This window comes from Prevotella sp. C561 (assembly GCF_000224595.1).
GTDB classification, from domain to species: domain Bacteria; phylum Bacteroidota; class Bacteroidia; order Bacteroidales; family Bacteroidaceae; genus Prevotella; species Prevotella jejuni.
In genome coordinates, this window is sequence record NZ_JH114142.1 from 18511 (window position 1) to 41424 (window position 22914).

Annotated in this window: 17 protein-coding genes; 6 read left to right on the forward strand and 11 right to left on the reverse strand. The window is 40.1% G+C overall.

What is annotated here, in order from left to right; translation table 11 throughout:
* Positions 1 to 155: 155 nt before the first annotated feature.
* Complete coding sequence (locus tag HMPREF0666_RS04375; protein WP_009011122.1) at positions 156 to 1574, forward strand: threonine/serine exporter ThrE family protein; 1419 nt, start codon at positions 156 to 158, stop codon at positions 1572 to 1574.
* Positions 1575 to 2753: 1179 nt separating this feature from the next.
* On the opposite strand, the gene eno is transcribed toward HMPREF0666_RS04375, so the two are convergent.
* The 4 genes from eno to HMPREF0666_RS04400 form a co-directional block, all read right to left on the reverse strand.
* On the reverse strand, positions 2754 to 4061 hold the full coding sequence (eno, locus tag HMPREF0666_RS04385; RefSeq protein WP_009011123.1) for a phosphopyruvate hydratase: 1308 nt from the start codon (positions 4059 to 4061) through the stop codon (positions 2754 to 2756).
* A 128-nt stretch (positions 4062 to 4189) separates the two neighbouring features.
* Positions 4190 to 4762, reverse strand: coding sequence for an LUD domain-containing protein (locus HMPREF0666_RS04390; RefSeq protein WP_042856002.1), 573 nt, complete (start codon positions 4760 to 4762; stop codon positions 4190 to 4192).
* The gene (locus tag HMPREF0666_RS04395; protein ID WP_009011125.1) at positions 4755 to 6137 is read right to left on the reverse strand and encodes a lactate utilization protein B; all 1383 of its coding nucleotides are present in this window, start codon (positions 6135 to 6137) and stop codon (positions 4755 to 4757) included. The genes HMPREF0666_RS04390 and HMPREF0666_RS04395 overlap by 8 nt, the downstream gene beginning before the upstream one ends.
* A 35-nt stretch (positions 6138 to 6172) precedes the next feature.
* Positions 6173 to 6904 (reverse strand): (Fe-S)-binding protein, encoded by a 732-nt coding sequence (locus HMPREF0666_RS04400; RefSeq protein ID WP_009011126.1) that lies wholly within the window; start codon positions 6902 to 6904, stop codon positions 6173 to 6175.
* Positions 6905 to 7093: 189 nt separating this feature from the next.
* Here HMPREF0666_RS04400 and HMPREF0666_RS04405 point away from each other — a divergent pair, with 189 nt between their 5' ends.
* On the forward strand, positions 7094 to 8962 hold the full coding sequence (locus HMPREF0666_RS04405; RefSeq protein ID WP_009011127.1) for a DNA topoisomerase 3: 1869 nt from the start codon (positions 7094 to 7096) through the stop codon (positions 8960 to 8962).
* A gap of 457 nt (positions 8963 to 9419) precedes the next feature.
* Here HMPREF0666_RS04405 and HMPREF0666_RS04410 read toward each other — a convergent pair whose 3' ends face one another.
* From HMPREF0666_RS04410 to HMPREF0666_RS04430, 4 genes are all read right to left on the reverse strand, one after another.
* Positions 9420 to 9875 (reverse strand): hypothetical protein, encoded by a 456-nt coding sequence (locus tag HMPREF0666_RS04410; RefSeq protein ID WP_157600240.1) that lies wholly within the window; start codon positions 9873 to 9875, stop codon positions 9420 to 9422.
* A 785-nt stretch (positions 9876 to 10660) separates the two neighbouring features.
* Complete coding sequence (locus tag HMPREF0666_RS04420; protein ID WP_009011130.1) at positions 10661 to 11803, reverse strand: cytochrome d ubiquinol oxidase subunit II; 1143 nt, start codon at positions 11801 to 11803, stop codon at positions 10661 to 10663.
* A complete protein-coding gene (locus tag HMPREF0666_RS04425; protein WP_009011131.1) occupies positions 11800 to 13335 on the reverse strand; it encodes a cytochrome ubiquinol oxidase subunit I in 1536 nt (511 codons plus the stop codon). The genes HMPREF0666_RS04420 and HMPREF0666_RS04425 overlap by 4 nt, the downstream gene beginning before the upstream one ends.
* A gap of 76 nt (positions 13336 to 13411) precedes the next feature.
* Entirely contained in the window at positions 13412 to 13627 is a 216-nt protein-coding gene (locus HMPREF0666_RS04430; RefSeq protein WP_009011132.1) for a DUF4492 domain-containing protein, read from the reverse strand.
* A gap of 193 nt (positions 13628 to 13820) precedes the next feature.
* Here HMPREF0666_RS04430 and HMPREF0666_RS04435 point away from each other — a divergent pair, with 193 nt between their 5' ends.
* The 4 genes from HMPREF0666_RS04435 to HMPREF0666_RS04450 all read left to right on the forward strand — a co-directional run bounded on the left by HMPREF0666_RS04435 (position 13821) and on the right by HMPREF0666_RS04450 (position 19411).
* The gene (locus HMPREF0666_RS04435; protein WP_042856005.1) at positions 13821 to 15326 is read left to right on the forward strand and encodes a TolC family protein; all 1506 of its coding nucleotides are present in this window, start codon (positions 13821 to 13823) and stop codon (positions 15324 to 15326) included.
* Positions 15327 to 15444: 118 nt separating this feature from the next.
* Complete coding sequence (locus tag HMPREF0666_RS04440) at positions 15445 to 16431, forward strand: HlyD family secretion protein (protein WP_009011134.1); 987 nt, start codon at positions 15445 to 15447, stop codon at positions 16429 to 16431.
* Positions 16432 to 16775: 344 nt separating this feature from the next.
* A complete protein-coding gene (locus tag HMPREF0666_RS04445) occupies positions 16776 to 17957 on the forward strand; it encodes an ABC transporter permease (protein ID WP_009011135.1) in 1182 nt (393 codons plus the stop codon).
* Positions 17958 to 18112: 155 nt separating this feature from the next.
* Positions 18113 to 19411, forward strand: coding sequence for an ABC transporter permease (locus HMPREF0666_RS04450; protein ID WP_009011136.1), 1299 nt, complete (start codon positions 18113 to 18115; stop codon positions 19409 to 19411).
* Between the two features lie 746 nt (positions 19412 to 20157).
* On the opposite strand, the gene HMPREF0666_RS04455 is transcribed toward HMPREF0666_RS04450, so the two are convergent.
* The 3 genes from HMPREF0666_RS04455 to HMPREF0666_RS04465 all read right to left on the reverse strand — a co-directional run bounded on the left by HMPREF0666_RS04455 (position 20158) and on the right by HMPREF0666_RS04465 (position 22823).
* Positions 20158 to 20922 (reverse strand): SDR family oxidoreductase, encoded by a 765-nt coding sequence (locus HMPREF0666_RS04455; RefSeq protein ID WP_009011137.1) that lies wholly within the window; start codon positions 20920 to 20922, stop codon positions 20158 to 20160.
* 115 nt (positions 20923 to 21037) lie between these two features.
* The gene (locus tag HMPREF0666_RS04460) at positions 21038 to 21919 is read right to left on the reverse strand and encodes a DMT family transporter (RefSeq protein WP_042856006.1); all 882 of its coding nucleotides are present in this window, start codon (positions 21917 to 21919) and stop codon (positions 21038 to 21040) included.
* Complete coding sequence (locus tag HMPREF0666_RS04465) at positions 21900 to 22823, reverse strand: DMT family transporter (protein ID WP_009011139.1); 924 nt, start codon at positions 22821 to 22823, stop codon at positions 21900 to 21902. Before HMPREF0666_RS04465 ends, HMPREF0666_RS04460 begins: the two co-directional genes overlap by 20 nt.
* Positions 22824 to 22914 lie beyond the last annotated feature (91 nt).

Here is a 22914-nt window from a genome sequence, read left to right on the forward strand (position 1 = left end):
GGGAGAGTATCTCATAATTTGAATTACTGTTTCTTTACTTTTTCCTGATAAAACTGATATTTTAAGATATAGATTTCTTTGATGTAATACTAATATGCAAATAATATATTGTACCTTTGCAAACGATTTTAAGTTAAGTAAATAGATTGTTTTATATGGACGGAAAACAGACTGATAGTTCCAAGAGAATCCTTCGTAAGAAACTTGATTTGCTCCTTCGTACAGGACAGATATTAATGGAAAGTTCTGCAGATACGAGTCGTGTGAAACGCAACTTGGAACGTACTGCTGCATATTTGGGTCTTCCTAAGGAGAACCTGCACATTAATGTTGATTATTATATGTTGCAGGTGAACATAAGTGACGAAGCTCACAGTTTTTCTAAAATGCAACGTTGTGACAAGCATGTAATTAATCTGCTTGCTATTCAGGAGGTTTCTAAACTCTCATGGCGTGCTATTCAGGAAGATTACTCAATAGAGAAATATGAGGAAGAACTTGAGAAGATTGCTCATGGTAGACATTATTACACCGAATGGGTTATTGCTATTGGTGCTGGTCTTGCCTGTGGTGGATTCTGTATACAGTTTGGTTGTGACTGGACAGCATTCTTCTATGCTTCTATAGCTGCTATTTTGGGTAATCGCTTACGTATGTTTTTGAATCATTCTGGTTCTAATTTGTATGCTAATTTTGCTATTGCTGCTTTTGTAAGTACGATTTTAGCCTGGTTATCGTCTTTTCTTTCTTCTCCTTCAGTTCAGATGGCACTCCCTGAGTTTATCCGTCCTTATCTTCATTCTGAAACTCCTTGGCATCCTCTTTTGGCTTGTGCACTATATATTGTACCTGGAGTTCCTTTGATAAATGCTGTTAATGACTTGTTAGACAATCATATAAATACTGGTTTAGTGCGAGCCACAAACACATTGCTCATTGTCGTTTCAATGGCATTTGGTATTATGTTGGCAATAAAATGTGGCTGTTTTGATGGTTTTGTAAAGACCCTTCCAACAGTACCTCACCATTCTTTCTCAGTTTATGCAATAGCTGCAGCAATCTCTGCAGTGGGGTTTGCGACGATTTATAACATTCCATATCGTTTGATGCCTTGGATAGCAGTTGGTGGTGTAATATGTGTCTGTACTCGTAACTTTGTATATCTTACCCCTGAATCAGGAAATGTTGGCTTAGGCTTGGGACTTGTTGTTGGTTCTTTATGTGGGTCTGCATTGATATCACTCATTAATATTAAGGCTGTTCATATTTTCCACACTCCACACCAGTGTATTACTATTCCAGCTGTTATTCCTATCGTTCCAGGAGTATTAATGTATCGTGCACTTTATGGATTCATGGAGTTGCAGGGTATTGTTGGGGAAGTTACAAGTGCTATGTCCTTTGCTATTAATGGCTCATTGGTGTTATTTTGTATAGCTTTGGGTGTTGCAATTCCTAATATCTTTGCTAGAAAATGGATTGCTCCACACCGTAGAGCAAAGCTGGAGCGCATGATTGAAGAACGTCGCCAGCGTGGTAAGTTTGTTGATTTACATAACTATAATATTGATTAGAATTATTGACTTTGCAGAAATATAGTTTAGTCTTTTATTATATGCATAAGATGGATATATCATCTTAGCTTCATAAAAGAGACGATTCTACTAATATAGAACAATGAAATCGGGACTGTTACAGTTCCGATTTTCTTTTTTTTTGCTCTATTAGGGTATGTGATAATTAATGGTAGGGTAAGTTATTTCAAGTATAAGTATGAAGATTGATATAAGACCAAATATACTTACTTAGCAAGCCTTTATTCGTTCTCTTCAGATGTAATGTTTTTGTAATCCGTCAAAGAAATATGCAGTAAGTATATAAAATAAGAAAGGTAGTAATATGAAAAGAGTCCATCGCATTCTAAACTCTTGATAAGGCGAGATCATTCTCCTTGATTCTTTTGTCTTAACACTCATTGCTATTGAGGCTGTAAGACAACAACCCAATTGAAGAACAGAAAAAATTAAATGCACAACACTTTTAGCTGATGCGTGTTCAGATAATGCTCCCATGGCATTTATGGCTAAATAAACATTAGCTACTAGCAACATTAGTATAAAAACAATAATTGAAATGGTACAAAGTTTCTTTCTCACAGAACTCCATAAAAAAATTCCGTATTATATTTGTAACTGATTTCCTTTTTTCATTTATCGTCTTTTCGTTTGTAAGTATTTTGTTATTATAGCTAGAGGTTATATTGTGTTTTAGCTATATAGTTACTTTTTTAAGATTGTTATATACTAACGATGAAGCTTTATAAGGCATAATGATAACCAGATAGCAAAATTATATGTTATAATTTACATCACCAAGAATATGCTATTAAATATTTATCTTTTATTTAATTTAGTAGATAATTAAGTTCTAAGAGCATGACTAATAACAATTTCAGAGACACTATATAATCTTAGTTGAATGTTCATTTCTTCTTAAAAAGGCCTTTCTTAAAATAATGGTCATTATGATAAATAAAGAGTGCAGGCAGTTCTTTTAATCGTTTATAATGAGATGTAACATCAATGAAAGTAACTGAAAGAGAAGATTTGAAAGGCTGATAAAGTTAATGACTGACGTGAGTTAAATGCCCTATGGAACATTATTATAATAAAAGAAAGAGGTAATTGCCTTTGAAAGACAAATACCTCTTTTCATATTTATTTTACTCAATCAAGTTTCATTGACTAAATAAATTACTTCAACTTAGTATAGCCGTACTTAGCGCAACGACCGAGTTCTTCCTCAATGCGGATGAGCTGGTTGTACTTAGCCATACGGTCTGTACGTGACATTGAACCAGTCTTAATCTGGCCAGAGTTTGTTGCAACAGCGATGTCAGCGATAGTTGTATCCTCTGTCTCACCAGAACGGTGTGAAGTTACAGTTGTGTAACCATGACGATGAGCCATTTCGATAGCCTCAAGAGTCTCTGTCAATGAACCAATCTGGTTAACCTTAATAAGGATAGAGTTAGCTGCACCCATTTTGATACCCTTCTCAAGGAACTTAACGTTAGTTACGAACAGGTCATCACCAACGAGCTGACAACGGTCACCGATAGTAGATGTCAACTTAACCCAGTTCTCCCAGTCGTTCTCATCGAGACCATCCTCGATAGAGTCGATAGGATACTTTGTGATAAGGTGCTCGAGATAAGCAATCTGCTCATCAGCGCTAAGCTTCTTACCATTAGGATCCTTTGGCATACCATTCTTCAACTGACGATAGTCATAGAACCACTTACCATCCTCGCATACAGCGAACTCAGAAGCAGCACAGTCCATTGCAATCTTAACATCCTTACCTGGCTCGTAACCAGCATCCTTGATAGCCTGAATGATAGAGTCAAGTGCATCCTCAATACCATCGAACTTAGGAGCAAAACCACCCTCATCACCTACTGCAGTAGAGAGACCACGTTTCTTCAAAAGCTTAGCAAGAGCGTGGAACACCTCAGCACCCATACGGATACCTTCCTTCTCAGAAGGAGCACCAACAGGACGAATCATGAACTCCTGGAAAGCGATAGGTGCATCAGAGTGAGCACCACCGTTGATGATGTTCATCATTGGTACTGGCAATACGTAAGTATTAGCACCACCGATGTAACGATACAAAGGAATATTCAATGCCTTAGCAGCTGTCTGAGCTACTGCCAAAGAAACGCCAAGGATAGCGTTAGCACCGAGCTTACTCTTTGTAGGAGTACCATCAAGTTCAATCATCTTATAGTCGATTGCACGCTGGTTCAGCACGCAGTCACCCTTCAATGCAGGAGCGATAACGTTGTTTACGTTCTCAACTGCCTTGAGGACACCCTTACCCAAGAAACGGTTCTTGTCACCATCACGAAGCTCAAGAGCCTCATTCTCACCGGTAGATGCACCAGATGGAACGCTTGCACGACCCATTACACCATTTTCAAGAGTTACCTCTACTTCAACTGTAGGATTGCCACGTGAGTCCATAATCTCGCGAGCATGTACTTTTTCAATCTTCATAACTTATGTGTTTATTAAAAATCAGTTATATTTTTAACTTTCTTTTCTCCTTGCAAAGTTAATAAAAAAAGTCGTAATCATCCCCTAACGACTCGTTATATTTCTCTTTTTGACAAAATTAACGTTTATCACATTATGATGACAGTAACACCTCTGGCTGCCTGTGCACCCATAACAAGCGCTTGTTCGATATCTGCAGTCTTGCTCGGACCTGATATAAAGCAGCCATAACCATAATCAGTCATGTGAATTTTCTTGTAAGCCTCGTGCATGTTATTGACGATTTTATCACGTTGTACGAGAATAACAAGATTCTCTGAGATAAAACAAACGACCCTTTCTTTCATCGTTTGTGGTACCCATACACATCCATTCTCAGCCACAGCAATATCGCCTTGGATAATGCCGACATCCGTTCCGTTTAGGTCTTGTGCCTTAGCAACGGTATCAGGATTAAGGTCTGCCTTTATCCCTTCTACGTTAGAAGCTAATACTTTTGCATCTGGATAAGCCTTTTGTATCAACTCATTGATATCATCATCAGCCTTTGCTTCAATAACTTCACAACCAACAGTGTGGCTCATCTCAATGAACTGCTGTACTACATCTTGATATTTAATACCTTCCATCATTTTCTCAGGCATATCAAAATGTTGTTTAGTATTGCGACGCAATTTATTAAATAGTTCTTCTTTATTCATGTTTCAGTTCCTCCATTGCGTGCTTAAATATGACATGGAAAGGTTTTTTCGCAAACTTTGGCATTGTATGACCAATGCTCCATGGATTAAGCTTTATATCCATTAGCGATTCTGGTATGTGATTGGCTACTGATGAATTACGAAGTAACGCATCATAAATATGATAGTTTTCGTAAACAACTTTCATTCCTTCTGCCATCACCTTCTTCTCTTTGTTCTCTGTTCCATACGTTTCAAGGCTCTGACGCCAGCGATAAATCTGACTACCAGGAGTTACCTTTGCAGGACAAACACAATCACAACTCAAACATAATGAGCATGCTGACACATTACCACTGTGCTGTTTTGGATTCTTTAGCATACCAAGATTAACTCCAATAGGACCTGGAATAAAGTAACTATATGAATAACCTCCTGAACGACGATATACAGGGCAAGTATTCATACATGCACCACATCGAATACACTTCAATGTCATCCAATGTTCTTTATTAGCAATCATGTCACTACGACCATTGTCTACTAATATTACATGCATCTCACCTCCTGGTCGAGCCTTACGGAATTGAGAGGTAAAGGCAGTTGATGGCTGTCCCGTACCGCTACGTGCCAATAAGCGTTGGAACACTGCTAAAGAATCATAATCAGGAATAACTTTCTCAATACCCATGGCAACAATATGTAATTTAGGTACTGAAGTTGACATGTCGGCATTACCTTCATTAGTGCAGACAACACAATCTCCTGTTGCAGCAACGCCGAAGTTACAACCCGTCAATCCTGCTTCTGCATCCATAAAATCACCTCGAAGGTTCTCACGTGCACAACGTGTAAGATAAGCTGGGTCGTGATTGCCTTTCTCTTTTGATATTCCTTTTTCTTCAAACATCTCCCCTATCTCATCACGAGTCAGGTGGATAGCTGGCATAACGATATGTGCTGGTTTCAGATGCATGAGTTGGAGAATACGCTCACCAAGGTCGGACTCAACCACATTGATACCTCTTTTAATAAGATAAGGATTCATCTCACACTCCTCGGTAAGCATAGATTTAGACTTAACGAGCTTCTTTACTTTATGAGACTCAAGTATCCCATACACCATTTCATTGAACTCCTGTGCATCTTTAGCAAAATGAACGATAACACCATTACGCTCCAGACTATTGGTGAATTGCTCTAAATAGTCTGCTAAATGGGTTGCGGTGTGTTCTTTAATACGACTTGCATGCTCGCGTAAGTCCTCCCATTCTGGTAGCTGAGCCGCAGCAGCATCTCGTTTCTGACGTAATGACCAGAATGTGCGGTCGTGTCTTTCAACCTTCTTAGGGTTCTTCAGAAACTCTTTTGCTCTTTTTGAATGATATGTTGACATAACTTTGTTGTCCTTTTATAAACCTTTTATATATATCATAAACCTGCAGCCAAGATTTCAGCTACGTGCATGAACTTGATTGGATAATGGTTCTTTGCTACTATGCCCTGCATGTGCATTAAGCATGAACTATCCGAACCTGTAATAATCTCAGCACCTGTATCCATGTGACGTTTCACCTTATCGGTACCCATAGCTGTGCTAACATAAGCCTCTTCGACAGCAAACATACCACCAAAACCACAGCACTCGTCCTTACGATCAGGTTCTTTTACGGTAATACCTTCCTTTAGTTTTAATAACTCAACTATCTTATTAGCAGGTTTCTCTTGCAACTCTGAAGGCGTACTAAGGGTTAACTCACGTACACCATGGCAAGAGTTATGAACTGATACGACATGAGGAAAACTTCCAGGGAGTTCCTTTACCTTCAAAACATCATGTAAGAACTCTACTAACTCCACTGTCTTCTTAGGGGTCTGACACTCATGGTCGAGTATCTGTGGATAATTAACACGCACAAAAGCAGCACAAGATACACTTGGTATAACTACATAATCGAAATCCTTAAACTTATCCTCAAAACGCTCAGCGAGATGATCAGACATACGCTGGAAACCACCGTTTGCCATAGGCTGACCACAACATGTCTGGCGTTCGGGATAGACTACATCTACTTTAAGCTTTTTCAAAAGCTTATAGGTTGCTACGCCTACATGTGGGTAGAGTGCATCGACGTAGCATGGGATAAAGAGTCCAACTCTCATAATTTTATCTTTTCTTGTTCGTTTCTTTGCTACAAATTTAGATAAAATAACTTAGATAGAAAAAGAAAAACGCAAAAAAAGATAGGTATGAAAAACAGTTTAGGTCTCCTATCGAATATTTTTCTTACCTTTGCAAAGGTGAAAAGAGGGAGTGTAAGGTATAGGAAGAGATTTGATATAGTATAAAGCATGAAAGTTTGCATAGCCGAGAAACCAAGTGTAGCTAAAGATATTGCTCGTATCCTTGGTGCGAATAGCACACGTAACGGGTATATGGAGGGCAATGGATACCAAGTAACATGGACCTTTGGCCACCTTTGTGAGCTAAAGGAACCACATGACTATACCCGTAACTGGAAATATTGGAGCCTTGGGTCTCTGCCCATGATTCCTTCACGCTTTGGTATTAAGCTGATTGAAGACGAAGGAATAAAAAAACAATTTGATGTTATAAAAGGTCTTTTTCAGGCTGCTGACGAGATTATCAATTGTGGTGATGCTGGTCAGGAAGGTGAGTTAATCCAACGATGGGTTATGCAGAAAGCGGGAGTAAAGTGTCCTGTAAGACGACTTTGGATTTCGTCTATGACGGACGATGCTATTCGTGAGGGATTTGCCAACCTCAGAGACGAAGCGCAATATCAACCCCTCTACTTAGCTGGCTTGTCTCGTGCTATCGGTGATTGGCTTTTGGGAATGAATGCAACACGCCTTTATACGTTAAAGTATGGCAATAATAGCTATGGTAGAGGACAAGTGTTGTCCATTGGTCGAGTTCAGACACCAACCTTAGCACTCATCGTTGAGCGACAGAAGGAGATAGATAACTTTAAGCCAGAACCTTATTGGGTATTGGCTACAGTCTATCGTGACACACAGTTTACGGCTACAAAGGGTAAGTTCACCTCTAAGGAAGAGGGCCAAAAAGCTTTCTCTACGATTGAGGGAAAGCCTTTTACTATTACAAGTGTCACTAAGAAGAAAGGTTCTGAACTGCCCAAACAGCTTTATGACCTCACTTCTCTACAGGTTGATTGTAACCGTAAGTTTGGCTTCTCTGCTGAGATGACACTTAATACAATTCAGACTCTATACGAACGCAAGCTTACTACTTATCCACGTGTTGACACACAATTCCTTTCTGATGATATTTATCCAAAGTGTCCACAGATTATGAACGGACTCTTTCAGACTGCCTTTGCTGGTAAAAAGCCTTATGCTGACATCGTAAAGGCGTTGGGTGGCAAGCCTTTAACTAAGACAAAGCGTGTCTTTGACTCCTCAAAAGTGACGGATCACCATGCTATCATCCCGACAGGTGTACTACCACAAGGGCTGACAGATGCTGAACAGAAGGTATATGATCTCATTGCTCGCCGCTTTATCGCTGCTTTCTATCCTGATTGTAAGTTCTCTACGACAACGGTATTAGGTGAGGTGGATAAAATAGAGTTTAAGGTCTCTGGCAAAGAAATCTTGGATTTAGGTTGGAGAGTATGCATAGATACGTCAGCAGGTACTTCCTCTACCCCATTGGATGAGGGACAGGAAGGAGCAGCTACTGGCTCACCATTACTACCAAACTTTAAGAAAGGCGAATCAGGACCGCACACCCCTACTCTAACAGAAAAGCTTACTACTCCACCAAAGCACTACACTGAGGCCTCTTTACTCCGTGCAATGGAAACGGCTGGTAAGCTTGTTGAGGACGAAACACTGCGTGCTGCCATGAAAGAGAACGGTATCGGTCGACCTTCTTCACGTGCAGGAATTATTGAGACGCTCTTCAAACGCCACTATATCCGCCGTAAAAGAAAGAATATAGAGGCTACAGAGACAGGTATTGCACTTATTGATTCGATTCACGAGAAACTTCTTACATCAGCCGAATTGACGGGTATCTGGGAGAAGAAACTCCGTGATATTGAAGCTAAAAAGTATGATGCCTCTCAATTTATCAACGAACTGAAAGAGCAGTTGACTAATATTGTTAATGACGTATTAGCTGACAATTCTACGCGAAAGATAGGTGAGATTGAGGATAATAAAGGGAAGTAAAGCATTGTTTGTAATGCTTCCATCGAGATAAAAATCTTCTGATAGGCGACGTGATTTAGGTCTTCAAACAAGTGAAATATTATAGCAAAATATACAAGAAAAGTTTTGTTTTAAGTTGCTGTCACTTTTAACATTTTACGTAACAGTACTGTAAATAACGTGTTAAGTGTTGACTTTGACTGATAGCAATGACAGCAAAATTGGTTTTAAGTTTGATCTCTTTTTGTCAGTACGCAGAGGAAGAGTGGTTATGGATTTCAACTACCATAGAGAACTCAAACAATTTCGAATGAAATGGGAGTAGATGCAATAAAGGGCCAGTTGCTATATCATTTGATATGTTCGATGAACATGTAATAACATTGATAATATTGTCTGTTGTTTTGTGTATTGATAAAAGGACTCATGAGCAGACATACTGTGATATTATTCACTAAATTAGCTCATTTTTAATAGTTTACATCTTCTTTACATACCAATCATTGCCTACATACTTATACTCTTGTTTATGTTCTTCAAAAAGATATAAGCCATCGTGATAGCCTTTCTTTATTTTTATATAGTCAATGCCTTTAGAAATTACTCTTATTATTTTTCCATTATCTACACGACAATATGATAAGTTTAATCTCTTGTAAGCCTTGATAAACTTCATAATATCTTTATCTTGTAAGGGATAATTCTTTGACTTTTTTACTATTCTTAGAGCCTTGTCAACAAAGACAAGTCCACTACCTTTCGTCTTGAATGATTCGAAAAGTATCATGTCAGCATCTCTATTATAGATTAGGCTCCCATCTAAGCTACGATAATAATAGTTTGTTATTTGACTATTATAGCTTACTTTGGATGTACAACTACCGAATAGGATTTGAACTATAAATAGAAACAATATCAATAATTTTGATTTCATACTGTTGCTTTCTGCAAATATATAAAACATCTTTTCTAAATCAAAATATCAACTTCTTTTTTTTAGAAAGTTTCGAGAAATGGATCGATTAAGCTAATGAAAGTAAGAGGTAGAGGAGAAACTGCAGTTTTATATGGACTCTATACAGATGCAAATATTTGATACTCTGATGAGGGTGAGATTATTGTTGTACCTTTTCAAGAGTATTGATAAAAGGAGTAAAAACACTATATGTGTAAGTGCGAATTGTAAAGATGTTTCAGTGATAGTTTCTTTCTTTATTCGAGAAAAGCTCAGTGAGGAGACAAGAAGAGGCTTTTCTGCGTCTAAGAACATGCCCCTCTTATGTGTTGAACACGCCCTTCTTGGGGCATGAAGAGCGTCTTCTTCAAAGCTATTCATAACATTCTGTTTTATTGACTGTTATGAGCTTTGTTGTTAGAAAAGATATGCTCCTGCGTTAAGGTTGTTTTGTTTTATGCTCTGTAATATTATTTTACTGTCTTAAAGACTTTTTCGAGGTGTGAAATGATTACTGAGGTTCATCTATGGAGATATAGATAAATGTAGTAGTGTGTGTTTATTTTTTACAGAGTAATACAGAGAGTATTCTTATTTAGATATGGTTGTTTATCAGTATTAAAGAACGACTATTCGTATGCACTTTATCTACTTAAACCTTGGGTGGCTAATACGCTGAAAGAAGAAAGGGCGATAGAAGTCCGTTATCGGATACCTCTATCACCCTTTTAGAATTTATCTGGAAAAAATAGGAGTACTATATCTTAGTAAGCATGGTCGTCCTCAGCAATTTCCTTACGGTCAATAGCCTTCTTGTCGATTGCTCGCCAAGCATAAACTATGTATGCTAAAACGAATGGAACAAGGAAGCTAACATAGAACATCGCCTTCAATGTGAACTCACTTGAAGAGCTGTTCTTAAGTGTCAATGAGCTTTGGAGGTCGGCTGTTGATGGATAATAAGCTGTGTTGTTCCATCCTGCAATGAGGAAGAGGACCAAAACAACCAATACCACACCAATACCTGCAGGCCAAATACCACGGACATACTCTGGCTTAAGAACAGTTTTAACGATTCCAAAAAGCAAGAGAACAACACCTACAAGCAGAATGATAGCCAATGGCCACATTGCTAATAAGTTGCTCAGATACTTCATTGGCTCCATAACGATAACGCCAGCTTCATTTACTGCATAGCCCTCGCCAACCAATGTAACAATCAGGAAAGGCAAGAAGAACAGTAAGAAGAGAACGGTGTTAACGAGCAGTTGCTTTCGAACACGTCCACGGATGATGTCATCGTCCACATTATTATTAATATAGAGTGTGCCGAGGATACGTGCAAGGAATACTACTGAAATACCAAAGATAACAACCCAAGGATTGAGCAGTACATCAAGTCCACGTGAACCATTTGCCCAATGAGAGATAACTGGCTGCATGAAGTCAGTAATGTTACCTTTCTCTACTATGAAATTAGAACCTGTAAAGAAGGTTGCAACAGCTCCACCTAAGAGCAATGGACCAAGAATACCATTGATAATCAATCCAATCTGGAAGGTACGAACGCCAAAGATATTACCAGCCTTGTTCTGGAACTCATAGCTGACAGCCTGAATGATGAATGTAAAAAGTATCAACAGCCATACCCAATAAGCACTACCAAAACTCGTACTATAGAACAATGGGAATGAAGCAAAGAATGCTCCGCCGAATGTTACAAGTGTTGTAAAGGTGAACTCCCACTTACGACCTGTTGAGTTAACGAGCATGCGACGCTCTTCTTCAGTCTTACCTAACTGAAAAATCATGGAGTTTGCACCCTGTACGAAAAGTAGGAAGACAAGTAGTCCACCTAAAAGTGAGATGATGAACCACCAGTAGTGTTGCAGAAAATCGTATGTCATAGTTCTGGTCCTTTCTTAATTTGCTTACACATAATACTTACTTCGACTGCTAACATTGCAGTAAAGAGAACAAGGAAGAGGAAGAAGGTGAATGCGATACCGCCACTTGAGAGGTCGCTCACTGCTGCCCATGTTGGAAGCATGTCCTGGATGGTCCAAGGCTGACGGCCAAATTCAGCAACAAGCCAACCACACTCACTGGCAATATAAGCCAATGGGATGAGTGCAATACCTACCTTCTGCAACCAGCCAAAACGGGTAATGTCTTTTCTATAAACGATGAACAACATCAGTGCAAACACAGCGATGAAAAGGCATCCAAGCCCAACCATGATGCGGAATGACCAGAAATTAATAGGAATGAATGGTACAATCTGCGTAGCATCTTTGATGTATCCATAGCCAAAGTACTTCATGTCCTTTTCAAGAACCTTGAGGTTAGCCTCTTTGTTCTTTCCTGCACGATAGTCTTTGAGGGCCTGAATGGCATTACGACCACGTTCTTGCTTCTCTTTCAGAGATGGTTCCTGTGTGCCGTCAGCCTTCTTATAACCCTTAATAATATCCTTTACGCCAGGGACATAACCATGCATATCTTTTGTCGCAAGGACAGAAAGCATGTTAGGAACCGCTATTCGCATAGGTGGCTCGGTCTGCTTCATATAGTCGGGCTGGTCGAATGGGTTCACCCAAGCTACTGCTGTTAAACTCTGATCGTTACCTCCTTCATAGAGAGCTTCCATTGCTGCAAGCTTCATAGGCTGTGACTGTGCTACCATATAAGCAGAGTTGTGACCTGTAGAACCTGCTAAAAGAGAGGCTACAAGACCAACAGCTGCACCCACTTTGATACTTGCTTTTGCAAGTTCAATATGACGTTTGCGAAGCAGATACCAGCAACTTACTGCAACAGTGAATGCTGCTCCTAATACCCAAGAAGATGTAACAGTATGTGTGAACTTGTCAATTGCGAATGGACTCAATGCAACGTCGAGGAATGAGGTCATCTCGTTGCGCATCGTATCGGGATTGAATGTACAACCAATAGGATACTGCATCCATGCGTTTGCTACGAGAATCCACCATGCTGAGATAGTTGCTCCTAATCCAGTGAGCCATGTTGAAGCGAGGTGGAAGCCAGCTGAAACCTTGTTCCAACCGAAGAACATCACAGCAACAAAGGTTGACTCCATAAAGAAAGCCAGGATTCCCTCGATGGCAAGTGGTGCTCCAAAGATGTCACCAACGAACCAAGAATAGTTGCTCCAGTTAGTTCCGAACTCGAACTCAAGGATGATACCAGTGGCAACACCCATGGCAAAGTTAATACCAAACAATCGCTGCCAGAAGCGAGCTGCAGTACGCCAGAACTCCTTCCGAGTGCGATAATAACAAGTCTCCATGATTCCCATTACGACAGCTAAGCCCAGTGTCAAGGGAACGAAAAGCCAGTGATAGATAGCTGTCAGCGCAAACTGTGCACGTGACCAGTCCACAGTACCTGGATCAATGGCTAAAAGTAGGTTTTCCATTGCTTTTTGTTATTTGTAATAATGTTATAAATTAAATATATATACTTGATTCTTTAAGGTGGTAACGTAAGACAACTCATCGCTTCATGAGCTGTTGCTCGATGAATTCACCTTCTTTTCCTGCCTTTGCATTCTCCTTAAGAAAGTTCGGGAAGAAGAATATCTTTAAAACAAGAAACATGATAGCCAGTTTGATAATGATAACTGTCCACAACGTTTTGCCCAATGTCATGTGTCGAAAACCATCGTAATAGAGGTCAAAGACACGGTAAAAGAAACTGTTTTTGTTCACTGCGTGAAATGTTTTCGTACTTGTATTTTATACAAAAGGATTGTGCAAAGATAATCAATTATTTCTAAAGTTGTTCTAAAACTCCCTAAAAATAGACATATTTTTGTATTTTAATGAATAACAACTGCAATTCTCTTGCATATCAATCTAAAAGCACTAATTTTGCAGGTAGTACTTTCAGTGATATTTAATAATGATGAGGTTATTTACTATAGCAGTGCTATTGGGGTCATCTTTGTGTGTTCAAGCACAGGAGGTGTACTCGTTACAAAAGTGTAGAGAGTTGGCTTTGCAGAACAATCGACAACTGAAAATCTCGAACATGACTGTAGATGTAGCAGAAAACACGCGTAAGGCGGCTAAGACTAAATATCTACCACGTGTAGATGCACTTGCTGGTTATCAGCACTTTTCACGTGAGATTTCACTCCTTAGTGATGATCAGAAGAATACTCTGAGCAATCTTGGAACAAATACCTTTGGGCAGTTAGGTGGTCAGATAGGCCAGAACCTTTCCTCTTTGGCACAGCAAGGTGTTCTTAATCCACAGGTAGCTCAGCAGCTTGGTCAGCTCTTAAGCAATGTTTCTACACCACTCACACAAGCCGGAAATAACATCGGTCAAAGTATTAATGATGCGTTCCGTTCAAACACGAAGAACGTATATGCCGGTGGCATTGTAGTCAACCAACCTATTTATATGGGTGGAGCTATTAAGGCTGCGAACGATATGGCGGCTATTGGTGAGCAGGTTGCACAGAACAATATCAGCCTTAAACGACAGTTAGTACTCTATGGAGTCGACAATGCATATTGGCTTGCTATCTCTTTGAAGAAGAAGGAGGCGTTAGCTATTCGCTATCGTGACTTAGCACAAAAGCTGAATGAAGATGTCAAGAAGATGATACGTGAGGGTGTTGCTACTCGAGCAGATGGATTGAAGGTTGAGGTAGCTGTTAACACTGCTGATATGCAAATTGCTCGTATACAAAGTGGTGTTTCATTGGCAAAGATGGCTTTATGCGAACTTTGTGGACTTGATTTGAATGGTGATATACAATTGTCTGATGAAAGGGATGCCGACCTCCCTCCTACTCCTTCAACCCAGTTTGATAATTACATCATCCCTGCTTCAGACAGTACAAGACTTAATGAGACTCGTCCAGAGCTCCGCCTCTTGCAGAATGCGGTTGATATGAGCAAACAGAATACCAAACTTCTTCGTTCGCTTTATCTCCCTCATGTACTTCTCACAGCCGGTTATTCCGTATCAAATCCAAACCTTTTTAATGGCTTTCAGAAGCGTTTCACGGATCTATGGAACATTGGTGTTACTGTTCAAGTACCAGTATGGACTTGGGGAGAAAACAAATATAAGATACGCGCAAGTAAGACCGCTACGACTATAGCACAGTTAGAAATGGATGATGTACGTAAGAAGATTGACTTAGAGATAGAGCAGAACAGGCTCCGTCTTAAGGATGCTAATAAACAACTTGCGACGTCTCATAAGAATATGGCTGCCGCTGAAGAGAACCTTAGATGTGCAAATGTAGGTTTCAAAGAGGGTGTTATGACGGTAACAGAAGTTATGGCAGCGCAGACTGCATGGCAGACTTCACGTATGGCAATCATTGATGCTGAGATCAGTGTTAAACTGGCTCAAGCTGGTTTACAAAAGGCTCTTGGTGGCTTATAAAGTGTGTTTAAACCATGAGACAGGTCTTTAAGAGATAGTTGAAAGGTCATTAACACATATACAAGAAGTTAAATTAAGTAGAATAAATACGTAACATATAAATTCAAACCACAATAATATGTCAGCAAAATCACAACATAAGAACATACTTTTAGCCGTTCTGGGCTTTGTATCTGTGGTAGTCATCGTAGCTGTCATTGGTTATTTCACCATTGATCGTACAGAGGATACCATCCAAGGAGAGGTAGAAGTAAGCGAATACCGTGTTGCTTGTAAGTTCCCAGGACGTATCACAGACATCAAAGTAAAGGAAGGTGACGTCGTTCATAAAGGCGATGTCCTTGCAACATTGGCTATTCCAGAGGCAAGTACACAAGAGAAAGTGGCTGAAGCAGCGGCTGGTGCAACAGATGCATTGAGTGCTTTGGCAGAAGGTCCTACACGTCGTGAGACCGTTGAAAGTGCTTATCAGATTTATCAGCAAGCTATAGCAGCGAACGGTATAGCCGAAAAGACTTACGGTCGTATGCAACGACTATATGATGAAGGAGTAATGAGTGCGCAGAAACGTGACGAAGCTATGGCAGCATACGAAGCGACGAAGGCTGGTGTAGAGGTTGCTAAATCACAGTGGGAACTTGCTAAGAACGGTGCTCAACGTGAGACGAAAGAGGCTGCAAGAAAGCAGGCACAGGCTGCCCGCTCTGCTGTTGATGTTGTTCGATCAGTGTTAAAGGAGACTGTACAGCGTGCTACTGCTGATGGAGAAGTTGAGACAATCTATCCAAAGGTAGGCGAACTTGTCGGCTTAGGTAGTCCTATCATGAGTATATCTATGGTCGATGATATATGGGGAACATTTAATGTACGTGAGGATCAACTTAAAGACATGAAGGTTGGAACAGTTCTGAAAGCCTACGTTCCTGCGCTTGATAAGAATATAGAACTGCGTGTAACCTCCTTAAAAGATAAGGGGTCTTACGCCGTATGGAAGGCAACAAAGACTAATGGCCAATATGATTTAAAGACATTCCAAGTAAAGGCTAAACCAACAAAGAAGGTTGAAGGGTTAAAACCTGGTATGTCTTTGATATTAAAGAAGTAGGCTCGCTCTCTACACTCTCGGGGGAGGTAAGCTACCTAAGGAGATAAGTTTAATGAAGATTTCGTGCTTTCCTTAGAGTTTCTTCCTTAGAGGTTAATCATCAGATAATGGCAATAACACCCCTCTCCCACCCTCTTCTATGCTATTTTTTACAATCATCACGCATTGAGTTGTTAACAAATAGCAATGGCGTTGAGGCTTGACATGCATATTCAAAACACTTATTTCGCCAAGTGACTATAACGTTTTATAATTATAAAGACCATCCTTCCAAAGGCTATTAAAGCCATTCATAGCTTCTAACATACCTTTATAAAAGGAGTTACAAGAGTTTACTAATTATAATGAAGAAATTAGGTATATATATAAGAAGACTTATCAATCTCTGGGCTCGTGAAGTTGAATTGATGATACACAACCCCATCTACATCTGCTGTATGGTGGTCTTCCCCCTTATTGTCATCTTCTTCTTTACTTCTTTGATGAGTACAGGACAGCCAGAGAAGCTCCCATGTGGTGTAGTCGACCAAGACAACACTTCAGTAACACGTGCAATGATTCGTCAGTTGGATGGTCTTCAAGGAACTCAGGTAGCAGGACATTATAACAATGCAACTGAAGCGCGTAAGGCTATACAGCGTAATGAGATATATGGTTTTCTCTATATTCCAGAAGGAACAACGGCTAAGCTTGTTTCTCAACGGCAACCTGAAGTATCTTTCTATTATAGTAATGTGACACTCGTTGCGGGTGGTATGTTGTTTAAAGACCTAAAAACAGTTACTACTCTGACCTCAGCAGCTGTCGGCGCAGCGAAGTTACAGATGCTTGGAAAGACTCCTAACGAGATAAAAACAATCATACAACCGATAGGACTTGACGTACACATGATTGGTAATCCATGGATGAATTATAATGTTTACTTGAGTTGTATCATGATACCAGGTATATTAGTCCTGTTTATGTTGCTCATCACGGTCTATTCTATTGGTACTGAACTAAAGTTTGGACGGGCGAAAGAATGGATGTCTATGTCTGGTAACAATATTCTTATTGCACTTGCTGGTAAGCTATTACCACAGACACTTATCTTCTTAACCATCTTCTTAGGTTATGAGTGGTATGTCTATGGATATCTGAATTTCCCTCATCCAGGCGGACTGAACATGATTGTTTTCCTTGCCATCCTTACTGTCTTATCCTCTCAAGGGTTTGGTGTGTTTGTCTTCGGCTTAATGCCTTCCCTTCGAATGTCAATGAGTATCTGTTCTCTTTGGGCTGTTGTCGGGTTCTCCGCCTGTGGTGCTACCTTCCCACTGTTCGCTATGGACGGTATGATAGAGGCCTTGGCACAGATTATCCCACTGCGACATTACTATATGATATATCAGATTTGTATCTTCAATGGTTATCCTTTAATTAATGCGTGGGTGAATGTTGTGGCCTTGGTAGCCTTTGCATCCCTTCCTATTCTGGTCGTTAGGAATATTAAACGAGCGATGATAGAGTATGTGTATATACCATAAGACGATATTAGTCTTACTAATCAATAGTCAACAGAGGCAGATATATATGCCAAATATGGCAACAGACAAAGTGTGATTATGGTTCATTTCACTATTAATTATTCATCACTACGTAAATAACCTTTTGTAGACGCAGACTCAATAAATTGTCAATTATGTCAGAAACAAAGAATACTACAAAGCCAAATAATAAACGGAAAGCAAGCTCAGGGCCGCTGGGCTTCCTCTCTTCTCTTTGTTATATATGGTGGTTGGAGATGAAGAGTACGATTAAAGACGAAGGAGTTTTAATCTTCTTCCTACTTGTTCCTTTGGCCTACCCTCTGCTTTACTCATGGATATATAACAATGAAGTGGTGCGTGAAGTACCTGTGGCTATTGTTGACTTGTCTCATTCTGCCTCTTCTCGTGAGTTCATTCAAGACTTTGATGCGTCTCCTGATGTACGCGCTGCCTTCTATTGCAATAACCTACAAGAGGCAGAATCATTAGTAGGGAAGCAGGTCGTACATGGTATACTTTATTTCCCAAGTGATTTTGATCTCACTTTACATCGTGGCGAAAAGGCTCACGTAGGAGTCTACTGTGATATGAGTTTAATGCTTACCTATAAAGCTATCTATCAGACAGCACTGGCAGTATCAATGGAGATGGGTACTGACATGAAGAAGGAGCAGTCCATGTCTTTTACAGAAAGAGATGAAGAGGTAAGTACAGAACCTATGGTTGTAGACGCCGAACCCATCTTTAATACAACAGGGGGATATGGTAATGCAATCCTCCCAGGTGTGTTAATCCTCATTCTACAGCAGACCTTGCTTCTTGGTATTGGCCTTTCAGCTGGTACAGCACGTGAAAATAATCGTTTCCAAGACCTTGTCCCTATTGGTAAACACTATAACGGGATTATGAAGATAGTACTGGGTAAGTCCTCTTGCTACTTCATGATCTATTGTGTTATGGCTGCATACGTAACAATGGCGGTACCCCATTTCTTCAACTTTACAATGCTTGCGCGTCCTGCTGACTTGTTTTGGCTTCTTTTGCCATACCTGTTAGCAGTAATCTTCTTCGGTATGACCATCTCTTGCCTTGTTCGTTATCGTGAGAATGTAATGCTCTTGGTGGTCTTTACATCAATTCCCTTCCTCTTTCTTACGGGTGCATCATGGCCACAGAGTAGTATTCCTGGCGCCTGGCAAGGTGTCAGTTGGCTGATTCCCTCTACCTTTGGTGTGCGAGGATATCTGCGTATTGCATCAATGGGGGCAACGATTGATGACGTATTACCAGAAGTTCGTGCGTTATGGATACAAGCAGCTGTTTACTTTGTAACCACTTGCTTTGTCTACAGGTTCCAGATTATCAATGCACGTAAGCATGCTATCTCACACTATCAGATGATTCAAGACAGAATAAAGACTGCACGTGAGAAGAGACCTACGGGTAAATAATCATGTTGGAGTAAAGACTTTCGGATGTAATACACTTTGTAGACGAGTCGTTAAGGTCCTTCCGATAGTGGACGTGATTAGTGAGGTTGCCCTTATAAAGTAACTCATAAAAGCAGATAGAATACTAAACATGACAATACAAAACGTTAAGATTTTTCAATAATCATTATCCTCTCTATTTGAAGAGAGGCCATTATAGAAGCAAGAAGAGGCCTAATTGCATTTGAGAACATGCCCTTCTTGCCTATAGAAGACGCCCTTCTTGAAGCAAGAAAGGCGTCTTCTTTGTTGCAGTCTGTAATCTTTTGATTTAATGAAAGTTATAAATTCAGGCTTAAGGGATAGTATATCTCTGAGATAAGGATGTTTAGCTTGATATGATGTAAAGATATTTTGCAGTTTTGCTAATGAATCTCATAAGTGGAAACATTCTTGGTATGTCTCTATTGAGACGGTATGAGATTTAGTAGAAGATTATATTTCTCACTTTAAGAAACAAATTTTTATACACTTTTTGATGCTATAGAGAGTTATTAGGAATGTTTTAGACAAGAGTTTAAGTTTCTTCTGTCCTTAATAAAAACAATGAGAATACAGGTTTATACGTCTACTTTTATACATTTGCAATAGGCGTATAAACTTGCATCCTCATAATGATTGTATCTTTTTATCTCATCTTCGAGCAGATACAACATCTCTGTGTAGATACTATAAGTAAGCTAACAAGGAGCTAAAGAAGAACGTGGTTATTTCTTAGTCTCTCTATGTAGCACACTTCCACTTGCCTGATGGGTTGCAAGGACAAGCACTTCAGCTATCTGAACATGAGCTGGTGCGGAAGCAGCATAGAATACTACGTCAGCAATGTCAGCCCCTGTAAGAGGTTTAACTCCTTCGTACACCTTGTCTGCTCGGGCATCATCACCATGGAAACGCACGTTAGAGAAGTTGGTCTCAACCAATCCTGGTTTCACATTCGTTACTCGTACAGCGGTGTGTGCAAGGTCGATACGAAGTCCGTCGGTAATAGCTTTTACCGCAGCTTTCGTACCACAATAGACATTACCACCAGCATAAGCAGCATCACCAGCCACTGAGCCGATGTTAATAATGTGTCCACTGTCACGAGCTACCATCCTTGGTACGACAAGACGGGTCATGGTTAGGAGTCCTTTAATATTCGTATCAATCATCATGTCCCAGTCTTCAAAGCTCCCTTCATACTCTGGTTCTAAGCCAAGTGCTAAGCCCGCATTATTAATCAAGACATCAATCTGCTGCCATTCTAATGGTAAACTCTTGATAGCTGCAGTAGCCGCTTTACGATTGCATACGTCGAAGGCAAGTGCAAGCACCCTTACTCCGATTGCTTCAAGCTCTTTCTTTAGGTCTGCAAGGAGCTGGGCTCTACGCCCAGTAATGATGACATCGTATCCACCCTGTGCAAACTTACGTGCACAAGCTTTGCCAATTCCACTGGTTGCACCAGTGATTAATGCTATTTTCTTCATATTATGATTAAGTAATTATTCAAAGACTTTGTTCTTATGTCAGTGCATGACATTTCTAATCTGTGGTCGGGTTGAAGGGAGATAGTATCTTCTTAATGAGCTGAAATCCCCTATCCTATTTATTCGAGACAGCTACACCTATCAGAATCAATGCGCTTCCCACATACGCTATGGCCGTCATTGGCTCATTAAGAAAGATAGCGCTGGCCGCTACTGTGGTGATAGGGTTAAGATAAAGATAGTTTGATGAGGTCATAGCACCAATCTTCGCAATGACTAATGTCCATAGTACGAAGCAAAGGAAAGAGGCTACAAGACCGAGGAACAATAGGTTTAGGATTACTTTCGGTGTGAGAAGCATAGCGGTAGTAGCCGTCCATGGATCAAAGAGAAAGGCTGGCAGTACTGTCACAAGCCCATAGAAAAATATCTTACGGGTGATGAATACTGCAGAATAACTATGTGAAATCTTCTTCATCAACAAGGAGTAAACTGCCCAACATAGCGATGCTAATAAGGTGAGGAGGTCGCCCCATGGATTTAGGTGGAGTACGAAACTACCATTGAAGATGACAGTTGCAACTCCTAATAACGCTATCAACGAACCAAGAATCAGCGACCAACTTGCTTTGATACTCTTTACAAAGGTTATACCGAGTAGTACGGTGAGCAATGGAGCGGTACATACAATGAAACTAACGTTATTGACATAAGTTAGTCCTACGGCATAGTTTTCTGCGAGAAAGAATACTGAGCCGCCCGTAATACCTAATAAAACCATGATTAATTCATCACGCCATGTACGAGAGAAGAGCTGGCGCGGCGAGATAAACCATATACAGATATAGGCAATGACGAAGCGTAGGAAGAAAATTTCCAACGGTGTTAACCCACTGTTATAAAGTACTTTTGTGTTAACAAAGGTCGTGCCCCATACGGCAACGATGGCAATGGCAAGGAGATGCCAAAGGATGTTTTTATTCTTCATGATTGGCAAATTTTCTAAGAGGATTAGGTAAGGTTTTGCCCTTTGTGATAAGGAGTATTACGGAGGTTATGATGAGTACACTACCAATAACGACTGATGTCGTAAGTGGTTCGCCCATGAGTGCAATACCTATTGTCATTGCTGTCAAGGGTTCAAAAGCACCTAAGATGGCCACACTGGCTGAGTCAATCAAGGTTAGAGAGCGTACTAAGGTAACATTACTGATGGTGGTCGGGATTAACCCCAATAGTATCAATGACAGGAAAGAGTCGGCAGTAGTGATTCGCTGTACGCCTCCTGTCGTAAATGTCGCATAAAGAATTAGTAGCAACATTGCCATAAAGAAGATATAGAAATTAACTTTCAAGGCTGGTAGTTTACTGATACGCATGTTGGGGAAAAGTACCATATAGATGGCATATAACAGTCCTGACGACATTGCAAGAGTGACGCCCCACATCGATTTAATACCATCTGTATGCCCTATCCCACCAAGAAAAGCCACGCCAGCAATGGCAAGTAAAATAGCTAAAGATATGCGAATTGTGAGCTTCTCATTAAAGAAAAGGATGAGGAGTATCTCTGTCCACACAGGATAAGAGAATAACAACGTTGTTGCTACACCACCTGGCATATATTCGTAACTGCTGAAAAGGCATACTGCCGACACTGCATAAAGGATAGAAAGGAACGTAATACGGAGCCCATCTCCCCATCGTATATGTAGATTCTGCCTACGCCATAGGAGGACAGCCATCATAAAGAGACACCCAAAAGCAAATCGATAGATCAATACTGACGGCAGTAACATACCTGACTCCATTACCGGAATGGAGAAAAGCGGTATTGTACCGAATGTTATTGCAGATAGGCTGGCATAGCCATAACCCTTTATGGTGGATGAATTATTCACGGTTTCTATGTGTGTTGAATATCTTTAATATGAATGCAAATTTACATAATTTTCTGTAATAATGCTGTTGAAAATCAATAAAAAAACAAGT